The following is a 21,510-nucleotide window of genomic DNA, read 5'->3' as shown; positions in this document are numbered from 1 at the left end:
ATCGTGCGCTGGTTCATATGTCGAACTCTAAGTTGGCACGATTGAGAAGCCGTGGAAGAACATGAGACCTTATCTCGTAGATCGTCTGTTGCGGATTCCCATTAACAATACCCAAATCTCGCAACTCGTCTAAACCAACGGCCGGATCTATGTAGGCGGCCAAAAGATAGTTGATAACTTTGACCGGCCTAGCTGTTGTTGCCTTCCACTGATCGAGCTGCTGCTCACTGTAGACGGATCGCCCGCCGGTCAACTGCATCAACTCTCTGGTGGAGCTTGCGTATGTAACGCTTTCCAAAATGCCTACTGTCGTCATCGCCTGTGACGGGCTTTCCTTGGATGCCCCTTTATAAAAGAACAGTAGGGAGCCCGCTTCTCCAAGCTTAGAGGGCGCTCGGCATAGATAGACCTTGCGGATAGTGTTCCCTGGCCGCGTCGGGCGGTCCGCCCGAGAGGCGCCAACAAAGAAGTCCGGCTGCTTCGGCTTCCAAAGATCTGGATATAAGGTGTCGTGATAGTCTTCTTGGATTGGGATTCCGAAGCCGCGAACCTTCTCAGTTACGAGGAAGCGGGGGTAGTTCTTCCTTGCCGCATCGAAAGCGGTCACAGAGGGATCATCGAGTAATTTCGCTGACGAGAATGCCCGTTCGTAGATGAACTCGCCATTATCTTTTGTGCCGGCGCGAATGAAACCGTAGAATTCCAAGAGGTTCATTAGCGCTGCTTGATCTTCATAAGTGGTCAGATACGCGAGGTCGTAGCGGTTGCGCTGGGCATACCAGAGGACTTGCTTCAAGAGCAGTTCACCGAGCTTTACGCCGCGTTTGTCCGGAGCAACCTTAAAGGTACAAACCTTCAGAATTTTGTTGGCTTTCGTCACCGCATCTGTGTCGGCGGCCGTCTCATCTTTCCGAACGATTAGCCCCGCCAGTTCATCGTCATCGTATACGACCCAGCATGGGCGGCGCTCGCGAACACACCTCTCACGCCACCAATCATCGAATTCCGGGTATCCTTCGCGGAGGCTGTCGAAGAAGCTGTCTTTGTGATTGATGGTATGGGCCTCAACCTCGGCAACATGCCGGATAGGGACCTGTTTCGGCTCGTATGTCTGTGTTAGCAGATCGACCGCGTCGCCAACGAACAGGATACGTCGGCCGAGCTCAGCTGAATGTTTGAATGCACGCTCGTGAAGCCCCTTATCCTGCGTCACGAGAAAGTCGACTACGTCGCTCTTCAGGGCATGGAGAAGCGTAGCATCGACTACGTCATTTGGACGCTTCAGAGCGCCGAATTCCGCCTCAAGATCAGCCTGGCCAAGCCCCCGCTGCTTGCCGAGGACTTGATACTTTGAGATTTTGCTAAGAGATATCCGACGGCGTTCCGCGTTCTTATCGCGGGCTATGTCGTCGCGAGCAGCCTCGTGCACGAAAATCGTGATCTTATGGGCTGAAGCGAGGCTCGAGAATTTGGCGTAGGCTGCTTCTACAGCTCGGTAGTCCTCGAGGCCGATCAGAATATTCGTATCAATGAGATACGACTGTTGCCTCATCTCTCAGGGCCTTTCGCAGATCGCGGCTCGCATAAAGGAATGACTGTGGCGGTTCGAAACCGAATTTTTCGCGTAATTCCGTCAGTGGGATGGGTCGGGAGAAAGGCTTTACTTCTTCAAACAGCAGAGCAAATCCAAACTCTAGGCCATGGAAATAGCTATCGAAATCGTTTCGCTGGATAAATGCCGTGTCCTCAAACTCGGACCAAATTTGCTGAACTGGAAGTTTCAGCACATCTTTGATCTCAGCAATACCCACCATCGCCCTGACGGGCGAAGTCGAATAAATGTAGGCCATGGTTCCGCCGGGAGCCGAGACAGGGAACCGTCGACGAAGCTCTACGGTTTTGCGGCCTTGCATAATCTTCTCTGAGTATTGTGGGCGAATGGAAAGCACGACATCTCGTTGCGGACGAAACGGCTCGTCCGCCATGAGTGGGAAAACGAGCTGATCGTCGTTCCCGTACTCAAGGTCGAAAGCTTCTTGTACTCGAAGAACTAGGCGAGCGTCGGCAGGAAAGACAGCATCTACGCGTAGCGATGCGCCGAGTGCTTCCACGTAGCGTTTAACACTCGATAGGTGAACCTCGCCACCCTTCTCAAGCTTCGAAATGGCGGCCTGTTGAACATTCATTCGGGTCGCCATTTCGGCTTGGGTCAGTCCGGAAAGCAGGCGAAGTCGGCGTAGGTCGACACCTGCGGCGTGCTCATCGCGGGGCTCGATTGCCGCTGAAGCCTCGATAATTTTTCCCGTCAATCTGCCCATGCCATGCTACTCCGTGTTGTGGAGTTGCTACCGCGAAGAAACATTCCCCGCAAGGAATATTCTTTCAGAACGCGGTGACCCAGATAATCCGCCCAAAAATACGCAGATTTCATGGTGTTTGCTGGAAGAACCACGCTTCAATCCACGCATATTTTGCCGCGCTTAAGCCAACGATGCTCGCTCGATCGACTATACCGACGACGAATCACCAGAAGCGATGATCACGCGTTGCCCGCCGAGTTGTTTGGAACGGCCGCGTCGACTATCTGGCCCGAAAGATATGACAACCGCAACCGGATGAGACTTCGATGGCAGGTCAATTGCGACAAGTTATCTCCCGTCATCAATGGCGTGATGGCGGCCCCGCGTCCGGCGAAGGAAGAGCTTTAAAACCAATACGTCATGTTCGAGATCCGATATCTATGCGCGTGCTCGCCGCCGACATCAAAGAACCACCTACAATGTGTTCTTCCACTACTTCAAATTGCGACTTTGCGGTGGTCTATTCACTCCATTGTTGGACTGCATCATATGATTCGGGGGAAGGCGCATGGGGCAGACTTTACGGCCGACGAGATTCAAAGACGTGGACCTGACTGACAAGTTCTTCGACAGCCTAAAAGCGCAGTATGAGGAGTTTTCCGACTGGTTTGCTCGGAAGGCCGCCGAAACTGCATATGTTATTGATGGAAACCCAGGGGAAGGCCTCCGCGGTTTCCTGTATTTGAAGGTCGAAACTGGAAAGATTTTAGACGTTCATCCTCCCCTACCCGCCAAGCGTCGGCTCAAGGTTGGTACACTCAAAGTCAACGCCAGAGGCACCAAGCTTGGCGAAAGGATCATCAAGCGGATTTTCGACCATGCGATCTTGGAAAATGTGTCGGAGGTATATGTCACGGTCTTCGATACTCATGTATCGCTTGTAAGCCTATTCAAAAGGTACGGGTTCGAACAAAAGGGCGTGAAGTCCACGCCAAATGGAGAAGAGCTCGTTCTGCTTCGGGCGCTGGATGATCTCGCGCATGACATCGTCAAAGATTATCCGCTGATGCAGACGGCGGGAAAATCGAAATGGCTGCTAGCCATCAAGCCGGAATTTCATACCGATCGTCTGCCAGATTCGATCCTCAAGACGGAGGATCCAGCATCCGTAGAAGACGTTCCTCATACCAACACAATCCACAAGGTTTATATCGCCGGGTTATCACTCAATCGTATGAAGCGAGGCGATCTCGTCGTTATTTACCGCACGACTGACATACAAGGCAAAGCGTACTTCCGTTCTGTGGCGACATCGGTGTGTGTGGTCGAAGAAACCTATTCTAGAAAGCATTTCAAAGATGCCGACGCTTTCGTATCTTTCGCAAAAGACCACAGCGTGTTCAGCGAACAGCAACTAACGGATCGTTACGAGGATGGCAGGCCTCTTTATGTTACGAAACTGACTTACAATGCCGCTTTCTCGAAGCGTCCAAATCGAGCCGCCTTGCTTGATGTTGTAGGCATAAGTGCGCAGCCCAAATGGGATCTCCGTGCGCTGAGCGACGCGCAATTCGGTAGCATTCTGGATCTCGGCGAAGTCGATGAGAATTTGATCGCTAACTAACCCGTGCTCTGAAAGGTCTGACACGAAATGAATGGGACTTTAGCGATATGGTACGAGCCGGAGGATGGTGGTAATTCCGCGCAAGCGATCCATAAAGACCATGGGCAGCCTAGCCTTGAGATTCACTTCAACCTTTGGCGGGATAATCCGTCAAAGACCAATTTTCTCGACATCGGCCTTCGGTTGTCGGACATCAAGTCAGTCAACCGCATCTACATCTACTTTCCAGTATCGCTGCGACTCGACCAGTTTCAGGACTTGAGTACCGTTATGGCGTATGGCCAAACGCTAGACGCGGTTTTCAACATGGTTGTCGAGGTTGGTAGCAAAACCGATCTGCGGTACGAGACGATCAAAAACGGCGAACCATTCGTCACAGTTCACAAGGTCAATATCGGGGATGATCTCACGCTGGAGCCAGTTGAAGATGCGCTTAAGGGGACCGGTTCAACAATTACATTTACCGAGGCTATGTGCACGCGCCTCCGGGCGGGTGGGTCCGGGCCACAGTATCTTCGCCTACGCCTCCATCTGACGGGCAACTCTCAAACGCTTTTCACCCAAGAAATAATAGGGCAGGAAAAGATTTTCGTCAGTTCATCGCAGCGACTTGAGTTAACGGAGCTAAGGCTCAACGAACAACGCAGCTTCCCTCATTCTATTGCAAAGCGGGCTTCTGCTAACGCGTTCAATATCGTCCGTGTGCATTATTTCCTGATACGTGAGCTAGGTCATGCGCTCGTAACCCAGCACGCTCCGATCCGTAAAGTGCGAAGGCTGGAGGCAAAACTGTGGGCCTCTTACCTTCGCGGTCGCGAGATTCCTGCCCAAGATGCTGCGGAAGAGGAGCGTCTTCTTTCTCGCCTCATTATATATCATTGGCGAGACGGCTCCGAGGAGGAACCAATTCAGGATTTTACAGCGTTCGCAAGCTTCCAGGCGAGCACTCCCGGTCTACTTTTTTACATGATCGGTGTCGTCTTGCTCGGTGCGGTTGGGAGCGCAATGCATGATCTGGGCAAAGGCTACTGGCGCACGACTCAGACCACGCTCCCATACTTGTTGGGCGGGCTTGCAGTTCTTTGGGCAGTAGCGCGTACTGGCGTCTGGGCTTGGTTAGAAACTAGGGCAGGTCAGGTTCGCCGCGCTTTTTTCCGAGCATTGAAACACATAGGACGATAGCCGGATCGCAGCTAAGATCCAAGGGCGGTCCGTGAGGCAAATTTCCCGGGGCTTCATACAACACCCCACGCCCGAAACCTCCCCCTGCCCGTCATCTCGCGCAGACCGAGTTCGCCGACGATCCGCCGTGCCGCCTGCGGCGTGACGCCGAGCGTTTTCACAACCATTGCAGCCGAGATGAGCGGCCGCGCCATGACCAGTTCCATAAGTTCGGGCAGCTTTGAAGAGGCCCGGCGCCCCTCCAGTTTTCGCTCCATCATCGTTTTCGCAAGCGCCAGCCGGTCATGCTCTTTCAGCCCGATCTCGGCGGTTGCGAAAAATCCGTGGGCGATGGCGAGCAGCCGCGTCTCCCGGTCGCGATGCCGGCGCCGATCGACGGGAATGGTTTTCAGTCCGAGGTTGATGGCGGCGAGATGGGCGCCGGTGGTGATGCCGGACTGGCGCAAGATCGAGGCGGCCAGTGGCCGGCCAAGCCAGGGTGCATGTTGGAGGACGGAAAGCTCGTTCCAGGCATCGAGTGCGACGATAGCCTGCAGCACCGGTGGCAAGTTTTCCGCCTGGCGCACCACGCCGCGCCACTCTTCCAGCCGCTCGTCCTCGTCCCAGTCAAGATCATAGACCAGCGGATCCTTTTCCGCCGCGCCGCCACGGCCGGGCCGGGTCGCGTTCTCGATCGCAGCTTCGGAGCGGGCGAGCACGGCATCGATGGCGGCGTAGTCGACACCGGGAAGATTTTCGATGTCGTCGACATCTTCCCCCAGCCCTTCCGCGTCGATCGCGACCGTCGGCCGAATAGATCCGGCCGTCGTCGCCTCGTCCCCGCCGCCCGAGCCGATCTCCGAGGTTTTCCGCAGCGAGCGGATGCCGTCGGCACAGAGTGCCCAATCCGGGGATTGGCCGGCGATCCGCCGACGGGTTCGCAGCACGTCGCGGGCGATTGTCAGTTCATGGGTCGGTGTGCGAATATCGCGGGTGGCGTCATGGAGGACGAGGTCTTCGAGATGCACGAGTTCGCCGTCGATCCACAGCGAGGCGCAAGCGTCGGCAAAGTTTTGGCGCTCGATCCACCCTGCGCCAACGTCCGAGCGGGCGATGCGCTCGTCGAGACGCGCCAGAGCGACACCGGCGTCAAAAGCCGGTCGCATCAGGGCTGTCATGCTGATTTTCGTGAAATCGTAAGCCATTGAAATCAATGTAAATGATTTCTGATAGGAACTCTATATGAATATTGCAGTTCCTAACATGGTATGATTGTAGGTTGAGGTTATAACCATCGATAAGTATCAGGTATCGATAGTGATGGATTTGGCGGCGCAGAACCGCTAGAGTCGGGCAAGTCACAGCGCCAGAGACCGCCATGCTAGAGCCAAAAGCCCTCCCCTCCCCTGTCGATCCGGTGCATCGCCGCGCCGAGGAACTTGATGCACTCGACGCCATCCTGCCGTTTGCCCGTCGTGATCAGCTAGCCGCATTGCTGACGGACGATGATGTCGCCACCTTAAAACATCTGGCGCAACAGGGCATGGGCGGCAACACGCTCAGGGCGCTCGCTTCCGATCTCGGCTATCTTGAGGCTTGGTGCGCGCTTGCCATCGGCTCTCCCCTGCCCTGGCCGGCGCCGGAGAGCCTGCTGTTGAAATTCGTCGCTCATCATCTCTGGGACCCTGTTGAACGTGCCGAGGATCCGAACCATGGCATGCCGGTCGAGGTCGAGACAGGATTGCGCGCCGAAGGGTTTTTACGGGTCAACGGCCCGCATGCGCCCGACACGGTGCGCCGGCGCCTGACCTCGTGGTCGATCCTGACACGCTGGCGCGGACTAACCGGAGCGTTTTCGGCGCCATCATTGAAGACCGCGCTCCGGCTTGCTGTGCGCGCCGCGCCGCGGCAAAGCCGCCGCAAGAGCAAAAAAGCGGTTACCGGCGATGTCCTGGCAAAGCTCATGGTCACCTGCGCCGGCGATCGTCTGGTCGATGTTCGCGATCGCGCCCTGCTGCTGACCGCCTTCGCTTCCGGCGGCCGCCGACGCTCCGAAATTGCAAGCCTTCGCATCGAGGATCTGATTGACGAGGAGCCGGTGCATGCCGACCCGCAGAATTCCGCCTCCCCTCTCCTGCCCTGCCTGACACTCAACCTCGGCCGCACCAAGACGACGAATGTAGAAGATAAGGCCCATGCCGTCCTGATCGGCCGTCCGGTCGGGGCTTTGAAGCGATGGATCCAGGAGGCAAAAATTGAGGCAGGGCCAATCTTCCGTCGTATCGACCAGTGGGGCAACGTCGATCGCCGCGCCTTGACACCGCAGTCCGTCAATTTCATCCTCAAGGCCCGCTGCAGGAAGGCTGGTCTCGATCCAGAGATATTTTCAGCCCACGGGCTGCGATCTGGTTATCTCACCGAAGCGGCCAACCGCGGCATCCCGCTTCAGGAAGCCATGCAGCAGTCATTTCATAAATCGGTGGCGCAGGCTGCAAGCTACTACAACAATGCAGAACGGAAGAACGGGCGGGCCGCAAGGCTGGTCATTTGACGGATTGACCCTCAAATCGCACCGTTGGCGCAAAAGTTCTACGAGGCAATTCAGGTCGCCGTCATGGAAGGCTGGAAATGTACTTGGTCTGCATCAACGCCAGCCACTGTCATAACGATAGCCTGTGCCGTCAAAATCGCGATAGCCGGAGTTGTCCTCATGACGCGGACCAACTCTGTAACGGTAGCCTGAGTCACCATAGTCGCGATAACCGACATTACCTTCATAGCGCGGGCCGCGGCTGTAGCGATAATCTGCGCCTTCATCATACCGCGGACGATCCCTGTCCTCGATGAGAGCACCGGCAACCAGTCCGCCGATGAGCCCCGCCGCCAGCCCACCAACGATGGCAGCACTCCTGTCGCCGTGCCGGTGCTCGCGATAATCATGTGCGCTCGCGGAGCCATAGGAAGTGAAGATGCTGCCGGTCGCGACCAATGTAGCAAGTGTCGAGAGAATGATCTTTTTCATCGGCTACTCCATCAGAGCCTGTGTTGGGAGGTAAGGCTCTTTCTGGTTACTTGATGACATTGGCGCGCTGAACAGGCTGTGAATGTTGCGTTTCGCTGCCGTTCATCGACCGTTGGAGTTAAGGCCCCACGCCATCGGCCGCGGTAGAAATCAATCCAGTCATCGACCTTGGGTTAAAGATGGCGTTCCGAACAACCGACGCGGCGAGCCTTTAGGCACACGGCAATGTGAACCACGCGCGACGCGCCAGCGGACGCAGCCGAGCTATCAACATATCGTCCTTGCAATTACGGAATGATACTCCATAAATGCAAGGATGATTGAACGTCGAATATCTACAAAACTGACTGAGTTGATCGATTCGAGCCCCGCCGTTGCGCTCATTGGCCCGCGTCAGGTCGGCAAGACTACGCTGGCTCTCGCCATAGCCGAACAACGCCCATCAATCTATCTCGACCTGGAATCGGATGCCGACCGCGCCAAACTCACCGAGCCGGAGCTATATCTCAGCCAGCATAGCGACAAGCTCGTTATCCTGGATGAGGTTCACCGGCTACCAAATCTTTTTCAGAATTTGCGTGGGCTTATCGATCGGGGCCGGCGAAATGGGAGGAAGGCTGGCCATTTCCTGCTGCTCGGGTCCGCATCCATCGATCTATTGAAACAGTCGGGTGAGACTCTGGCCGGTCGCATCGCCTACCTTGAAATGGGTCCGATCGACGGCCTGGAAGTACCAGTTGAAGATCTGAATAAGCTATGGGTGCGAGGCGGCTTCCCTGATAGTTTCCTTGCGGTAAATGATCGTGCAAGCCAGCGCTGGCGGCAGGACTTCATACGAACCTATCTGGAACGAGATATTCCCGTGCTTGGTCCTCGTATTCCTGCCGAGACATTGCGGCGCTTCTGGATAATGCTCGCACATCATCAATCCGGACTTCTGAATGCCGCAGAATTTGCGCGTTCGCTCGGCGTCGATGGCAAGACGGTCGCCTCCTATCTCGATCTCCTGGTTGATCTACTCCTCGTACGACGCCTTGAGCCTTGGCATGCGAATGTTGGCAAGCGCCTTGTCAAATCACCGCGGGTCTATGTTCGCGATAGCGGCATCACCCACACCCTTTTGGGACTGACCACTCAGGAGGACCTGCTTGGACACCCAGTCGCCGGGGCAAGCTGGGAAGGTCTCGTGATCGAGACGTTGATTGCAGCAGCCCCCCCCGGAACTCAGAGCAATTTTTACCGAACATTGGCTGGTGCGGAGATTGACCTCCTTCTGACGCCCCCGGGTGAACGACCTTGGGCTATCGAAATCAAGCGGAGCCTGACGCCGAAACTCGAGAAAGGCTTCTATCTTGCATGCGAAGATCTCGACCCAGCACGACGCATCGTCGTTTACCCTGGGCAGGAACCTTTCCGCCTAAAGCACGATGTGGAAGCAATGTCCCTAGCCTCGATAGGCAAAGCTCTGGTTGACCTTACCTAGCGGGCGTATCGCCTATAGAAGCCCGCTCCAGCATCTCTCTGGGCAACAATGCGCGAACAATGCGATAGCGCTCATTCAAACACACAGTTCTGCGGCATTACGCCGGGGGAAGGCCGCTGACGCGCGTTCCGTGTCGACCGGAAGACGCGCTGGAAGCGCCTCCTCTCTTTGATCATAAAACATACTCGCAAAGGGTCATTTCTTCGCGCATTCCTTATTTGTACAAAGCACCTGAAAAGCTGCCGCAAATACCCATGGCAAAACGACCAGCTTCAAATCAGCCGCCATTACCGAAACGGCTCGTCGGCTACGCCCGCGTCTCGACGGACGATCAGGTCCATGACGCGCAGATGGATGAGTTGCGCGCCGCCCACCTTCTGCGTTCTATCGACCGCTTCGTCGACCTGTCCGGCCTTGCGGTCCCACTTGCGGCCTTTCTATAGCGAGATCGGGCGGCCCTCGATTGATCCAGAACTGATGATCCGCATGCTGATCGTAGGCTACTGCTTCGGCATCCGTTCCGAGCGTCGGCTGTGTGAGGAGGTGCATCTGAACCTCGCCTATCGGTGGTTCTGCCGGCTCGGCCTGGAAGGCGATGTGCCGGATCATTCGACTTTCTCCAAGAACCGGCATGGCCGCTTCCGGGATAGTGATCTGCTGCGCGAGCTATTCGAGACGACAGTAAGGCGTTGCATCGACGAGGGTCTTGTCGGCGGCGAAGGCTTCGCCGTCGATGCGAGCCTGATCAAGGCGGATGCGAACAAGCAACGCTGGGCGGAAGGGTCGGAAACGGTCGACTGGAGTGCGATGGCCGAGACCCGTCGCTCGGTCCAGGAATATCTCGACACGCTCGATGACGCGGCGTGGGGTGCGGCCCGTGAGGTGAAGCCGAAGTTCGTATCGAGGTCTGATCCGACGGCGCAGTGGACCGGAGCGCAGAAGGGGCCATGCCTTCTTCGCTTACGCCACCAACTATCTCATCGATATGAACAATGCCAACATTGTTGACGTCGAAGCGAGCCGGGCGATCCGACAGGCCGAAGTCGGCGCGGCACGCACCATGATCGAACGCACCCAGGATCGCTTCGACCTTTATCAGAACGGCTGGCCGCCGATAGCGCCTATGGTTCTGCCGAGATGCTGGGCTGGCTGGTGCACGAGCGGGGATAGAGCCGCATATCCCGGTCTTCGACAAGTCCGAGCGGCGCGACGGCACTTTCGAAAAAGCCGACTTTGTCTACGACCACAAACGCGATCTCTATACCTGCCCTGGCGGCAAGGAGTTACGCTCGCGACAGATCACCTACAAAAATGAGCGTCCGCTTGTCGACGAGGATGGCATGGTACGCTACCGAGCCAGCAAGCACGACTGCGATCCCTGCGCCCTGAAACCCAAATGCTGCCCGAACACCCCGGCGCGCAAAATACCACGTTCCATCCATGAGGGCGCTCGCGACATGGCTCGCGATATCGCCAAAACGGAAGCCTATGTCACTTCGAGGCGGGAGAGGAAAAAGGTCGAGATGCTCTTTGCTCACCTCAAACGCATCCTCAGATTAGATCGCTTGCGACTACGAGGGCCGAATGGAGCTAGAGATGAGTTCCACCTCGCGGCCGCAGCCCAAAACCTCCGGAAACTCGCAAAGCTAATCCCGACGCCGAAACCAGCATAAAGGGAGCTACACCTTGGCGCGCCAGCCGCAATCCAGAGCTGCCGCACGATCTCGACGCGACTTTATCAAAGGTATCTGCCCAAAGCGGCCGTTGCTCAAACGGGGGCAGCAACCTTACGGCTCGGTAGGAGATACCAAAAGACAGAAGTCAAAACGACTGCACCGCCCAGAAGGACTGGTAGCGTGATCTCCTCGCTGTAGAAAATCCAGACCCATATTGGGCCAAGGATGACATCAAGCATGGATAATAGTCCGGCTTCACCTGAACCAATCCGGCGAGAGCCAAGCAACAAAAGCACATAACCAATGCCGGTCGTGAAAATCCCATAGAAAGCGCATGCGAGGAGTTGTGTCGATGTCGGTATCGAATACTGCATGAGCGGAAGGGCGATGCAAAAGCAGGCCAACGCGGCCAAGACCGTCATCATCGTCGAATCCATGCTTGGAAACCGTTTGGCAATGACAATCTGCGTGGCGCATCCAGCCGTCATGATAAAAGCAGCCAGGATGCCAAGAAGGTCGTTTGCCGACATAGCTGCTCCGACCGAAATAACTACTCCCAGGAAAGCTAGACAGCCAGCGATCACGAAGCGGTATGTCACGGGGTCGTGCAGCCATAAGAAAGCGATCCCGGTCGCTACAAACGGAAGCGTGGCGTACACCGTCATGACATTCGCGACGGTCGTCCACTGTAAAGACGCAATATAGGTGATCGCCGCTACTGTAGAAACGACACATGCAACCACACCAGGCATGCCGAAAGTCCCTTTAACACCTTTCTTCGTCCATCTTCGGCGGATCAATACAAATGCGCCAAGCGTGACGAATGAGAAGGCCGACCGCCAAGCGACCATTGACCAGACATCCATGTCGGCGATGCGCACAAAAAGCCCGGCCGTGCTCCACAAAACAGCAGAAGAAATCACGAGATGGATGCCGACAAGCCTACTGCGTGCTATGCTCATATGAGGTCACTCCGTGGAGAGAGATGTGCATAAACAACCTAGTAGACGATTGGTCTAGTTATGGATGGTCAATCTGCGACGCGTGAACGCCTCATTTCCGAAGGTATGCGGCAATTGCTGGCGCATGGCTATGACGGTGTGGGGATCGGCCCGATCCTGAAGGCCGTCGATGTCCCGAAAGGGTCCTTCTATTATTTCTTTCAGAGCAAGGATGACTTCGTCGTAGCGGTCGTCGAAGCGTATGAGGAGAAGTACCGGCAGGTGCGGGAGAAATTCTTCACTGACATGTCGCTCCGTCCGCTGGCCCGCCTCGATGCCTATTTCGCAGCTCTTGAACAAGAGTATAAGGCGGCCGCCCCATATGCAGGGTGCCTTTACGGTATGATTGCCCAAAGCGCTGCAGGCCGGAGCGCAGTCGTTCTCGATGCGCTCGCCGCTTCATTCGAACGCTGGGAGAAAAGTATTCAAGGGGTGCTGGCCGCTGCGCAGCAGGATGGCGATATCGACAGTGACGAGAACATCAATGATCTAACAGCGAGTATCGTGGACGCTTACGAGGGGGCGCTCATTCGAGCTAAAGCCAAGGATGGTGTGTTGGCATTCACCCGCTTCCGTGAAATCGGGCTGAAACGTTTGATTTCGCCCACGAAGCTAAATGTCCGCTAGTCGCATTCAGCCAATCCGGAAGATTCCAATGATCCTGGCAGGTAATAAAGTGGTATCATTTCAACGAAATTGATTCCGCGTAATCAAGCTGATCGACATCCCCATTCAGAGGCGAAAGGGCATCTGCCTTTTCGGTGGCCAACGCGCCGGTGACGCAGCGTGTGCTCCCCGTTCCTGGAGTGCAGGACCTTCTTGGGAAGCCACATTCACGGTCGTCTTCGATTAACGCGGTTCCTCGAGAGAACGTGATCTCCGAGGCGATTAGTTCCCACAGATTCCCTCTCAAAACTGCGAGTAGACGATATTGGATCTTTCGCCTATCGATTGCTTATGAAATCGTCGCTCGATCATATGCCGCTTCGCAAGCAACGAGAACTCGGCCGGGTCCTTGAAATCCTCCACGAGGAGTTCGCGGACGCGCTGAGGGAAGGCACGGCCGATTTCAAGAAGCGCGGCCGGATTCTGAAGATTATCCTGTTCGGCTCGTACGCCAAGGGCGGATGGGTCGATGAACCCTTCACCATGAAAGGGTATCGCTCCGATTTCGATCTCTTGATCATCGTCAACAACCGCAAGCTCTGCGAATTCGCCGACTACTGGTACAAGGCCGCCGACCGGCTAATCCACGAGGCCTCGATCGAAACGCCGGTGAGCTTCATCGTCCATTCAAGGCGTGAGGTGAATACCTACCTCAAGGAAGGACAGTATTTCTTCTCCGACATTCGCAAGGAAGGCATCGTCCTTTATGAACTTGACGATGAACCGCTTGCGGAAGCCGCACCACTAAGCCCGGCAGACCAACTGCGTATTGCTAGGGAGCACTTCAAGGACAGGTTCTCGCTTTCCCAGACATTCTTAAAGGGTTTCCGGTTCTATGTCGGAGAGAGAGAGTTTCGCGTCGCCGCCTTTGAACTCCATCAATCGCTCGAGCAAGCCTATTCCTGCGTCCTGCTCACCCTCACCAACTACGGCCCACCATCGCACAATATCAAGTTTCTGCGCTCCCTCGCCGAGGAACAAAACCGCCGGCTGGCCGAAGCCTTTCCGCGTGATCAACACAAGGAACGCGCGTGGTTCAACACATTGAACGAAGCATATGTGAAGGCGCGCTATTCAAAGCATTATGAGATCAGCGAGGAGGCGCTCAGGTGGCTCGGCGAGCGAACAACAATGCTGCTCGAATTGGTCAGGGTCGTTTGCTCCGAGCATCTGGAAAAGCTGAAGCACAGCAGCGACTAGAAACCGGACGACACGGCCATGATTGGTGGGACGCAAAAGGCTTGATCACCAAGCTTTAACAATGGCTTCAATTCCCCGGGCCGGACCTACGCGAAGAACTCGCAAAGCGGCCGGTGGCCGGCTTTGCGAGGTGCTTGCCGTCAGTTCCTGATGGAATGGTTGGACCAGACTAGAGCCGGATACCGCCAATTGTGAAACCACCGTCGACGGTGATTTCCTGGCCGGTGACGAAACTGGCATCGTCCGACAGCAACCACGCCACGGTGCCCGCGACGTCTTCTGATCTGCCGTTACGGCGAAGAGGCGTGTGACTGGCGAGGCGAGCCGCGAAGACAGGGTCGATGACGTCATCGGCCATCGGCGTCAGGATGATGCCAGGGTTTATGGCGTTGACGCGGATGTTCCGTGGGCCTTGTTCCACCGCAAGGGTGCGCATCATCGCCTGCAGGGCACCCTTCGTGCCGGCATAGGCTCCGGCGCCGGGCATCACGCCACCAGCCGTCCAGGAGGCGTTGATGAGGATCGCACCGTCGGCCAGAAACGGCAGGCATTGCTTGATGGTGAAAAAGGTGCCGCGCAGATTGGTGGCGATCAGCGCGTCGAATTCGTCCGCTTCCGTGACAGCCAATGGCTTGAACTCGCCAAGCACGCCGGCGTTGGCGAAGAGGGCATCCAGTTTGCCGAAGCGAGTTATCGTCGTCTGGACGGCCGCGGCAACCGCCTCGTTGTCGGCGATATCGCAGGCGATCGCAATGGCTGTGCCGCCGGCGGCCTCGATCTCCGACTGCAATTGGCTGATCGGCTCGGGCCGGCGTCCGATGAGAGCGACCTGGCCACCCTCTTCGACCAATCGAAGGGCGGCGGCCCGCCCCATGCCCGTTCCCGCCCCGGTAATGAGGACCGTTTTGCCCGTGAATCTGTTCTGCGCCATGTCGTGCTCCTTGTTTGCAGCGTCACAGGAGTTGTAATTTCACCCATACAAATGGATAATCGCGAAAATAATATCATTATTTAAAAGCAGAGCTATCGAATGGGCCTCTTCCGATCCATGCAGGTATTCGTGACAACCGTGCAAGAGGGCTCGATGAGTGCCGCATCCGGGAAGCTCGGGATGTCACCGGCAATGGTTGGGCAGCATGTGGCAGCACTTGAGGAGCGCCTCGGAACGCGTCTTCTGAACAGGACGACCCGCCGTCAGAGCCTGACGGATTTCGGCGCCAGCTATGTCGAACAGTGCCGAGATATTCTGGAGCGCGTGGCGATTGCCGATCAGGATGCCGAGGCTTTGCAAGCAGAGCCTCGTGGCAAGCTGAAGATGACGGCTCCGACGACGTTCGGCGCAGAGATGCTGATGCCGAGACTGCAGCGCTACCGCGCGCTTGCCCCGGATGTCACGCTGGATATTACCTTGACGGATCGCAATGTCGATATTGTCGACGAAGGATTCGATATTGCCTTCCGTATCGGCGAGTTGCCCGATAGCCGCTTGATCGCGCGCCGTCTTGCCCCTTACCAGATGATGATCTGCGCTGCACCAGACTACCTTGCTCGAAGGGGCATACCAGGTCATCCAAGTGACCTGGCCAACCATGATGCCATCGGCTTTGCCCCGGCAGCGCGGTCACCATGGAAGCTGGCGAACGGCGACGTTAAGGTCGAAGTCATTCCGCGGATGTCGATCACCGTCAATAGCGGTCAGGCCGTGCGCATGGCCGCGCGCGCGGGCCTGGGAGTGATCATGCAGCCATCCATTCTGCTGCGTTCAGATGTCGAGGCAGGCCTGCTGGTTCAACTCTTTCCAGACTGGCATCTCCGCGAGCGACCGATGTCGCTTATCTATCATCGCGATCGCCGCATGACGCCGCGCCTGCGCAGCGTCATCTCGTTTGCCATTTCAGAATTCGGCGCGACATCCGAATGGCGGGAAGATCCCCATTCCTAATGACCCGTCGTGGCGGGCTGGTCAGCCGACGGCTATCGGACTGGCGCGCTGCTTTCTCGGACGAACCGATCGACCACCGTTTTCGGCACTGACCAAGCGGCTGTTGCAATGAGCGGAATTCCTCTCGCTCGGCGGGGGCGCCTTTACGTCCGAACAAGAGCCATCGATGCCCAACGCGACGAATACAGCGGGAACAGCAGCACCACTTGGAACGTTTAGAGAACGAATTCAGGAGGCCGCTATGAGTGACAATCCGAAAAGCAAGACATCATCCAACACAGAGAAAGACCCCGACGATTGGGTCAGTGGCGACGAGCCGATGACCGGCGCGCAGCGGTCCTATCTGAAGACCTTGTCGGAACAGGCGCACCGGCCTGAAGCCTATGCCGAGGATCTGACCAAGGCCGAAGCGTCCAAGCGGATCGACGAACTCAAGCAGTCGCTCGATCTGGAATGAGCGGCCGTCTTGTCGTAGCCGATTGATTGAGGCCGAACGCCGAGGGCAGACTTTTGCGCCCCACTGTATTCCGATTGCGAAACGGCAAAAGGGCTGCTGCAACGCGAACCAGTCCGCGTGATTTTTGGTCCACAAAGGATTTACGCCGTTGGCCAGCGTGGTGGTCGCTGCGAGCACCCTCGCCGATCTTGGTTCCGGCCGCGGCCCGATAGTGGATCCCAGTTACCCGAAAGCGGCCACCGCCGCATTTGCATTGGCGATGACGTGATCGCGATCTTCAACATCTCACGAACCTCGTATCCCCGGGCCTGGGTATTTCCTTCACCTGCACTGTCAGCTGCTCGAAGACAAGCCTGGCATTTCATTGCGCGCACTGAGATGGTGTAGGTGACCCCATCGCGACCGGACTTTGCCTGGTGCGGTCGAACATGCCCGCGAACTGGTTACACTCGAAACCTCGACAAGCCCCATAATCGCATCATCTCAGCTGGAGCCGAGATATCTGCCGGGATCACATAAGGGTCAGCGGATCGTGGTGTTATGACGCTCTTGCTTTTCTTGATCGGAAGCCCGTGGCCCATGTTGCTGACCGAATAGAGGGCCACTTTCCTCTCGCCGGTCACTTTCCACGACTGCAAGCTGCCCCATGGTTTTTTCTCCAAGCGGCCGCTGCTTTCTACAATGCCCTGAACTTCGAGCCACTGAGCAACACAAGCGAGCGCATTGGCGGGCTTGACCACCCGGTCTTCCATGCCCTGCCAGATGGTTATCGGAGGCCATGCCCTGACTTCTGGCGAAATCTCGGCGATCGGCCGTCCCCATCCGCCCGGTGGCGGCGTCGCGCCTGACTTCATCGCGCGCAGGGCCGACATCGCGTCGCGGACGGATCCGAATGGCATGCCGGCGATGATTGCGGCGCCGGCAAACAGTGAGGGATAGATCGCGACAAGTGCGCCCGTCATCGCCCCGCCGGCGGACAGCCCCGCGATGAAGATCCTCGACCGGTCGATGCGATGTCGCTCGCATAGGTGCTCGATCATCTGCTTGATCGAACGGACCTCGCCGCGGTCTCGCGCGACGGCACTTGGTCGAAACCAGTTGAAGCAATCTTGCGAATTGTTTGCTCTCTTCTGCTGTGGATAGAGAAGAACGAAACCGCGCTCTTTCGCGAGCTTGGAAAAGCCCGCCGCGGCATCCAGGCTTTCAGGAGTCTGATGGCATCCGTGAAGCAAGACGACAAGCGCAGGGTTCTTCGGCAGCCGCGACGTCGGAACGAAGGATTTCATCACCAGGCGGCCCGGGTTGCTTCCAAACGCGGTTGTCTCGACCAAAATCGGTTTCGCGGGACGGGGCGTTGAACGTTTCGTTTTGCGTCGGGTCTTTGCGACAGCTTTCTCGATCCGTTTGCTGATTTTCTTTTGGGCTCTGAGGACCCTCAATAGCGATCTGCCGAAACTGAGCTTCATGGGTCGATGTTCTCAACCCGACAAAGGAGCGCTCGCAGACCCGGCCGGGCTGCCTCGCGCATGGCATCCTTCAGTGGGAACCAATGTGTTTTACGGATGCTTTTCTCCGGAAACTCGTCGGCGATGCGCGACACCTGGAGAAGATGGACGGACACATGGTAGTGGTTGGGACCCGTGTCCTTTCGATACGAAAAGGAACCGAACACGGTCGTGTCGACGAGGCCCACCACTCCGGCTTCCTCGAAGGCCTCTCTGAGCGCCGCAGCGCTGGTGATTTCACCATACTCGACGCGCCCTTTCGGAATGCCCCAGCGACCGTTCCGTCGGCTGCCTACAAAAAGAATTTCAAGTCCACCGCCTTCGGTCCGACGATAGCAAAGAGCACCAGCCTGCGCGACATCGCGACCAGACAGGGTGTTCGTAAGTTCCGTCTGGTCGTTTTCGTTGAGCATTGTCCGCCTCCGGTTTCGAAGCCCGCGCACGCTAGCGGGGCTGCCTTCAAGAGTCCAGTTTGCTTGATCACCTCTGGTGGCACTCTCGAGTTGCGCCTTTCTGGGCTTTTCTGCCAGCGGCATGCACGCGACTTAAATCAATGTTCACGCATGTATTCCATGGTGATTGTGCTTGGCCGGCAGATTTCCCAACCGGATAATTTCGAAACAGGCCCGGCACGATGCACGAGGCACGCATGATACCCAAGTCGTCTTCAATGAGCAGCTCGGAGCGGCGCATGCCGTTCACGGTGGTGAAATTTGCCGAGGCGACGAAATTATCCCTGATCTCGATCGACAGCCACGGAGATATCGAGTTCGTCAATCCCTCCGCCTGCGCGCTGTTCGGCTACACCAAAGGCGAGATGATCGGAAAGCCCATCACTATCATCATCCCGGAGCGGATGCGGGGCGCCCACATGGCAGGGCTGCAAAAAGTGTCGGCGGGGCAAAAGCCAAATCTCGGTGGCAGGCCGGTCGAGGTGTCGGCGGTCAGGAAGGACGGCACGGAGTTTCCGATCGAAATCACCCTGTCGACCTGGCGTGGCAAACGCGGCTTCTGTGCCGGCGCCGTCATCACCGATATTTCAGAGCGACGGGAGAAGGAAGGGCGACTGTTGCGCCTGGCAAGCCAGGATACCCTGACGGGACTGCTTAATCGTCATCGCTTTTCCGCGCTGCTTGCCGATACGCTTGCTGCGGGAAACGCTGCCGCCATCATGCTCTTGGACCTGGATGGCTTCAAGGAAGTCAACGACACGCACGGACATTTGGTCGGCGATTGCCTTTTGCAGGCCGTCGGTGTCAGGCTCCCATACACGCTGCGTCCTGACGCTCATATTGCACGTGTCGGCGGCGACGAATTTGCGGTGCTGTTGCAGGATGTAAGCGACCCGCGTGCGGTTTATGCCCAAGCCGATGCTATCCTCCAGGCATTTGCAAAGCCGTTTGAACTCGGCGGACATGTCCTGGAACTCGGCACCAGCATCGGCTTTGCTCTTTCACCGGCCCACGGGGTGGAAGCCGAAGAGCTGATTGCCAGTGCCGACTACGCCCTGTATCGAGCGAAAGCCGCAGGCGGACACTCGATCCGGATGTATGACGCCACCATGCGGAGCGAGACGTCGGCGCGGCGCGAACTGCGCGATGAGCTTCTTGCCGGGATGCGTCAAGGTGAGCTGGAGCTCTTCTATCAGCCCCAGGTCAGACTCTCCGACGGTAAAATCATCGGGCTTGAAGCATTGATCCGTTGGCATCATCCCACCCGGGGCCTGCTGACGCCCGGAGCCTTTCTTCCTGCTCTCGATCAGAGCGCATTGGCTCTGGATATTGGCTGGTGGACGCTTGACGAAGCAGCAAAGCGCGCCAGCGAACTGCAGGCGTCAGGCTACAAAATCAAGATCGGCGTCAACCTCTTCCCGGGGCAACTCCGCGGCCCCAATCTCATCCACAAAGTGGCCAACGCACTTCAAAGGCACTCCCTTGCACCCGAGGGACTGGAGCTCGAAGTCACCGAAACGATCGCACTTGCCGATGACGATCGTTCTCTGGAGGCGATGACGGCCCTGCGGGAGCTTGGCGTTGGCATCGCCTTCGACGACTTTGGAACGGGATATGCTTCGCTCAGTTCCTTGCAGCGCTATCCACTGACGACGCTGAAGATCGATCGCGGTTTCATCCAGCAGATTCGCAGCAGGCCGAACGATGCTGCGATCACACGCGCACTGATCGGGCTCAGCCGAGACATGGGACTGGACACCGTCGCAGAAGGCATTGAAACCCGCGAACAGGAGGAGGCTCTCTTGGCCTTGGGTTGCCCATATGGCCAAGGCTACCTCTTCGGTCGGCCTATGCCGTTCAGCGCGGCCGTCGGTGTCATCGAGCAGAATGCAGCATCCACCCCGCCCAAAGCTGACTGCATTTGATGCTGTCCCGCGATGCATCCGACGCTTCGCCTTGACAGCTATGGCGTGCCGGGAAACCCCGGCGTCAGCAGTTTTGACCATCGCCGCGAGCGATTTTAGTTGCCGCGGCGGCGCGATAGTAGATTTCAGTCACCCGAAACCGACCCTCGAGGCGTTTGCACTGGACGATGACGTCGATCGCGATCTTCAGCATCGCGCGTATGTCGTTTCGCTCCAGGTCTCTCCCACCTTCGGATTCCTTCACCAGCAGAGTCAGCTGTTCGAATGCAAGGTCGGCGGAGTCGGCATGCACCGTTGTGATCGAACCCGGATGGCCTGAGTTCACATTGCGAATGTAGTAGAACGCGGTGCCGTCGCGCAGCTCCTGCAGAAGAATGCGATCCGGCCGCATGCGCAGGCAGGATTCGAGCAGATCCTTCGCCCCGACTTTTGCCAGCCCTTGGCCGCCCTTGGAGTAGAAGAGACGGACGTGGTTCGGCTGCGGGATGACGAGCTCCGGCGTGTCTTCAATCGAGATGATGCGTTCGCTCGACGGGATATGGCGAACCAAGGCTTTCGAGAGCGTCGTCTTGCCGGATCCTGTCGCCCCGGAGATGATGATGTTCTTGCGTGCGTAGACGGCCTCTCGCAGAAATGCCTGGTAGGACCCCGTTCTATAGAATTCCAGAAGCCTCCGGTCGGCCGAGGAGATGTCCGCCTCTTGCCTCGCAACCTCGGCGAACAAGCCGCCCTGGTCAAGATCGTTGAGGCTGAGCGACACGGAAGACGGTTTTCTGATCGTGATGCTGACGGTTCCCTTCGTCGTAGCGGGCGGGATGACGATCTGGATCCGCTCGTCGCCGGGCAGCGTTGCCGAGAGGATGGGCCGGGTTTCGTCGATCGACTGGTTGGAAAAGCTTGCGACAGCGCGCGCCAGACGCATCAGCTTGTCGAACGACAGCTCCGGCAGATCATGGGCCTGCCACCCGGCCGTGCCCTCGGTGACCACCTGGGTCGGCCAGTTGACGATGATCTCATAGAGGGATTTGTCGCGCAGGAAGGGCGACAGGGGTGCCAACAGCTCTCGCACGACGCCTGAATCGGCTCCCTCTGTCAT

At 57.2% G+C, this 21,510-nt stretch carries 18 protein-coding genes and 2 pseudogenes; 11 read left to right on the top strand and 9 right to left on the bottom strand.

Annotated elements, in window-relative coordinates; genetic code table 11:
• Positions 1 to 13: 13 nt before the first annotated feature.
• A complete protein-coding gene (locus tag FHX10_RS12645; RefSeq protein ID WP_184389394.1) occupies positions 14 to 1,552 on the bottom strand; it encodes a GNAT family N-acetyltransferase in 1,539 nt (512 codons plus the stop codon).
• Complete coding sequence (locus FHX10_RS12640; RefSeq protein WP_184389392.1) at positions 1,527 to 2,318, bottom strand: helix-turn-helix domain-containing protein; 792 nt, start codon at positions 2,316 to 2,318, stop codon at positions 1,527 to 1,529. The genes FHX10_RS12645 and FHX10_RS12640 overlap by 26 nt, the downstream gene beginning before the upstream one ends.
• A gap of 586 nt (positions 2,319 to 2,904) precedes the next feature.
• On the opposite strand from FHX10_RS12640, the gene FHX10_RS12635 reads away from it, so the two are divergent.
• Positions 2,905 to 3,924, top strand: coding sequence for an N-acetyltransferase (locus FHX10_RS12635; protein WP_312862841.1), 1,020 nt, complete (start codon positions 2,905 to 2,907; stop codon positions 3,922 to 3,924).
• Positions 3,925 to 3,951: 27 nt separating this feature from the next.
• Positions 3,952 to 5,106: a hypothetical protein gene (locus FHX10_RS12630; protein ID WP_184389388.1), complete on the top strand. Its 1,155-nt coding sequence runs from the start codon at positions 3,952 to 3,954 to the stop codon at positions 5,104 to 5,106.
• A 53-nt stretch (positions 5,107 to 5,159) separates the two neighbouring features.
• On the opposite strand, the gene FHX10_RS12625 is transcribed toward FHX10_RS12630, so the two are convergent.
• Positions 5,160 to 6,290 carry an RHE_PE00001 family protein gene (locus tag FHX10_RS12625; RefSeq protein ID WP_184389386.1) on the bottom strand — a complete coding sequence of 377 codons (1,131 nt, stop codon included), beginning with the start codon at positions 6,288 to 6,290 and terminating at the stop codon, positions 5,160 to 5,162.
• A 173-nt stretch (positions 6,291 to 6,463) separates the two neighbouring features.
• On the opposite strand from FHX10_RS12625, the gene FHX10_RS12620 reads away from it, so the two are divergent.
• Positions 6,464 to 7,636, top strand: a complete 1,173-nt coding sequence (locus FHX10_RS12620; protein WP_097542435.1) for a site-specific integrase — start codon at positions 6,464 to 6,466, stop codon at positions 7,634 to 7,636.
• A gap of 93 nt (positions 7,637 to 7,729) precedes the next feature.
• On the opposite strand, the gene FHX10_RS12615 is transcribed toward FHX10_RS12620, so the two are convergent.
• Complete coding sequence (locus FHX10_RS12615; RefSeq protein WP_168332975.1) at positions 7,730 to 8,107, bottom strand: hypothetical protein; 378 nt, start codon at positions 8,105 to 8,107, stop codon at positions 7,730 to 7,732.
• A 316-nt stretch (positions 8,108 to 8,423) separates the two neighbouring features.
• On the opposite strand from FHX10_RS12615, the gene FHX10_RS12610 reads away from it, so the two are divergent.
• From FHX10_RS12610 to FHX10_RS12600, 3 genes and pseudogenes are all read left to right on the top strand, one after another.
• On the top strand, positions 8,424 to 9,590 hold the full coding sequence (locus tag FHX10_RS12610; protein WP_184389384.1) for an ATP-binding protein: 1,167 nt from the start codon (positions 8,424 to 8,426) through the stop codon (positions 9,588 to 9,590).
• Between the two features lie 254 nt (positions 9,591 to 9,844).
• Positions 9,845 to 9,961: pseudogene (locus tag FHX10_RS12605) on the top strand (recombinase family protein); the annotation flags it as partial.
• A pseudogene (locus FHX10_RS12600) lies at positions 9,941 to 11,263 on the top strand (IS1182 family transposase). The pseudogenes FHX10_RS12605 and FHX10_RS12600, both read left to right, overlap by 21 nt.
• Before the next feature lie 95 nt (positions 11,264 to 11,358).
• Here the strand turns inward: FHX10_RS12600 and FHX10_RS12595 are convergent.
• Positions 11,359 to 12,228 (bottom strand): DMT family transporter, encoded by an 870-nt coding sequence (locus FHX10_RS12595; protein ID WP_097630257.1) that lies wholly within the window; start codon positions 12,226 to 12,228, stop codon positions 11,359 to 11,361.
• 60 nt (positions 12,229 to 12,288) lie between these two features.
• Between FHX10_RS12595 and FHX10_RS12590 the strand changes: the two genes are divergently transcribed.
• Positions 12,289 to 12,894 (top strand): TetR/AcrR family transcriptional regulator, encoded by a 606-nt coding sequence (locus FHX10_RS12590; RefSeq protein WP_097596194.1) that lies wholly within the window; start codon positions 12,289 to 12,291, stop codon positions 12,892 to 12,894.
• Between the two features lie 330 nt (positions 12,895 to 13,224).
• On the top strand, positions 13,225 to 14,133 hold the full coding sequence (locus FHX10_RS12585; RefSeq protein ID WP_184389382.1) for a nucleotidyltransferase and HEPN domain-containing protein: 909 nt from the start codon (positions 13,225 to 13,227) through the stop codon (positions 14,131 to 14,133).
• A 169-nt stretch (positions 14,134 to 14,302) separates the two neighbouring features.
• On the opposite strand, the gene FHX10_RS12580 is transcribed toward FHX10_RS12585, so the two are convergent.
• Positions 14,303 to 15,064, bottom strand: a complete 762-nt coding sequence (locus FHX10_RS12580; protein WP_184389380.1) for an SDR family NAD(P)-dependent oxidoreductase — start codon at positions 15,062 to 15,064, stop codon at positions 14,303 to 14,305.
• Between the two features lie 99 nt (positions 15,065 to 15,163).
• Between FHX10_RS12580 and FHX10_RS12575 the strand changes: the two genes are divergently transcribed.
• Positions 15,164 to 16,075, top strand: coding sequence for a LysR family transcriptional regulator (locus tag FHX10_RS12575; protein WP_168332972.1), 912 nt, complete (start codon positions 15,164 to 15,166; stop codon positions 16,073 to 16,075).
• Positions 16,076 to 16,316: 241 nt separating this feature from the next.
• Entirely contained in the window at positions 16,317 to 16,532 is a 216-nt protein-coding gene (locus FHX10_RS12570) for a DUF3072 domain-containing protein (RefSeq protein ID WP_097630254.1), read from the top strand.
• Between the two features lie 443 nt (positions 16,533 to 16,975).
• On the opposite strand, the gene FHX10_RS12565 is transcribed toward FHX10_RS12570, so the two are convergent.
• Both FHX10_RS12565 and FHX10_RS12560 read right to left on the bottom strand, forming a co-directional pair.
• Entirely contained in the window at positions 16,976 to 17,998 is a 1,023-nt protein-coding gene (locus FHX10_RS12565) for a PHB depolymerase family esterase (protein WP_184389378.1), read from the bottom strand.
• A complete protein-coding gene (locus FHX10_RS12560) occupies positions 17,995 to 18,450 on the bottom strand; it encodes an NUDIX hydrolase (RefSeq protein WP_183905694.1) in 456 nt (151 codons plus the stop codon). The genes FHX10_RS12565 and FHX10_RS12560 overlap by 4 nt, the downstream gene beginning before the upstream one ends.
• 278 nt (positions 18,451 to 18,728) lie before the next feature.
• On the opposite strand from FHX10_RS12560, the gene FHX10_RS12555 reads away from it, so the two are divergent.
• Positions 18,729 to 20,414, top strand: a complete 1,686-nt coding sequence (locus tag FHX10_RS12555; RefSeq protein WP_246781220.1) for a bifunctional diguanylate cyclase/phosphodiesterase — start codon at positions 18,729 to 18,731, stop codon at positions 20,412 to 20,414.
• 64 nt (positions 20,415 to 20,478) lie between these two features.
• On the opposite strand, the gene virB11 is transcribed toward FHX10_RS12555, so the two are convergent.
• Positions 20,479 to 21,510, bottom strand: coding sequence for a P-type DNA transfer ATPase VirB11 (virB11, locus tag FHX10_RS12550; protein WP_184389374.1), 1,032 nt, complete (start codon positions 21,508 to 21,510; stop codon positions 20,479 to 20,481).

Source organism: Rhizobium sp. BK591, assembly GCF_014195045.1.
GTDB classification, from domain to species: Bacteria; Pseudomonadota; Alphaproteobacteria; order Rhizobiales; family Rhizobiaceae; genus Rhizobium; species Rhizobium anhuiense.
The sequence above is the reverse complement of the archived record's forward strand: the minus strand, read 5'-3'. Positions and strand labels throughout refer to the sequence as shown.

Bases quoted from the DNA above. Each gene is read 5' to 3' on its own strand.
- FHX10_RS12645 (WP_184389394.1), bottom strand. From the start codon at position 1,552: ATGAGGCAACAGTCGTATCTCATTGATACGAATATTCTGATCGGCCTC.
- FHX10_RS12640 (WP_184389392.1), bottom strand. From the start codon at position 2,318: ATGGGCAGATTGACGGGAAAAATTATCGAGGCTTCAGCGGCAATCGAG.
- FHX10_RS12630 (WP_184389388.1), top strand. From the start codon at position 3,952: ATGAATGGGACTTTAGCGATATGGTACGAGCCGGAGGATGGTGGTAAT.
- FHX10_RS12625 (WP_184389386.1), bottom strand. From the start codon at position 6,290: ATGGCTTACGATTTCACGAAAATCAGCATGACAGCCCTGATGCGACCG.
- FHX10_RS12620 (WP_097542435.1), top strand. From the start codon at position 6,464: ATGCTAGAGCCAAAAGCCCTCCCCTCCCCTGTCGATCCGGTGCATCGC.
- FHX10_RS12615 (WP_168332975.1), bottom strand. From the start codon at position 8,107: ATGAAAAAGATCATTCTCTCGACACTTGCTACATTGGTCGCGACCGGC.
- FHX10_RS12610 (WP_184389384.1), top strand. From the start codon at position 8,424: ATGATTGAACGTCGAATATCTACAAAACTGACTGAGTTGATCGATTCG.
- FHX10_RS12595 (WP_097630257.1), bottom strand. From the start codon at position 12,228: ATGAGCATAGCACGCAGTAGGCTTGTCGGCATCCATCTCGTGATTTCT.
- FHX10_RS12590 (WP_097596194.1), top strand. From the start codon at position 12,289: ATGGATGGTCAATCTGCGACGCGTGAACGCCTCATTTCCGAAGGTATG.
- FHX10_RS12585 (WP_184389382.1), top strand. From the start codon at position 13,225: ATGAAATCGTCGCTCGATCATATGCCGCTTCGCAAGCAACGAGAACTC.
- FHX10_RS12580 (WP_184389380.1), bottom strand. From the start codon at position 15,064: ATGGCGCAGAACAGATTCACGGGCAAAACGGTCCTCATTACCGGGGCG.
- FHX10_RS12575 (WP_168332972.1), top strand. From the start codon at position 15,164: ATGGGCCTCTTCCGATCCATGCAGGTATTCGTGACAACCGTGCAAGAG.
- FHX10_RS12570 (WP_097630254.1), top strand. From the start codon at position 16,317: ATGAGTGACAATCCGAAAAGCAAGACATCATCCAACACAGAGAAAGAC.
- FHX10_RS12565 (WP_184389378.1), bottom strand. From the start codon at position 17,998: ATGAAGCTCAGTTTCGGCAGATCGCTATTGAGGGTCCTCAGAGCCCAA.
- FHX10_RS12560 (WP_183905694.1), bottom strand. From the start codon at position 18,450: ATGCTCAACGAAAACGACCAGACGGAACTTACGAACACCCTGTCTGGT.
- FHX10_RS12555 (WP_246781220.1), top strand. From the start codon at position 18,729: ATGCCGTTCACGGTGGTGAAATTTGCCGAGGCGACGAAATTATCCCTG.
- virB11 (WP_184389374.1), bottom strand. From the start codon at position 21,510: ATGACAGAGGGAGCCGATTCAGGCGTCGTGCGAGAGCTGTTGGCACCC.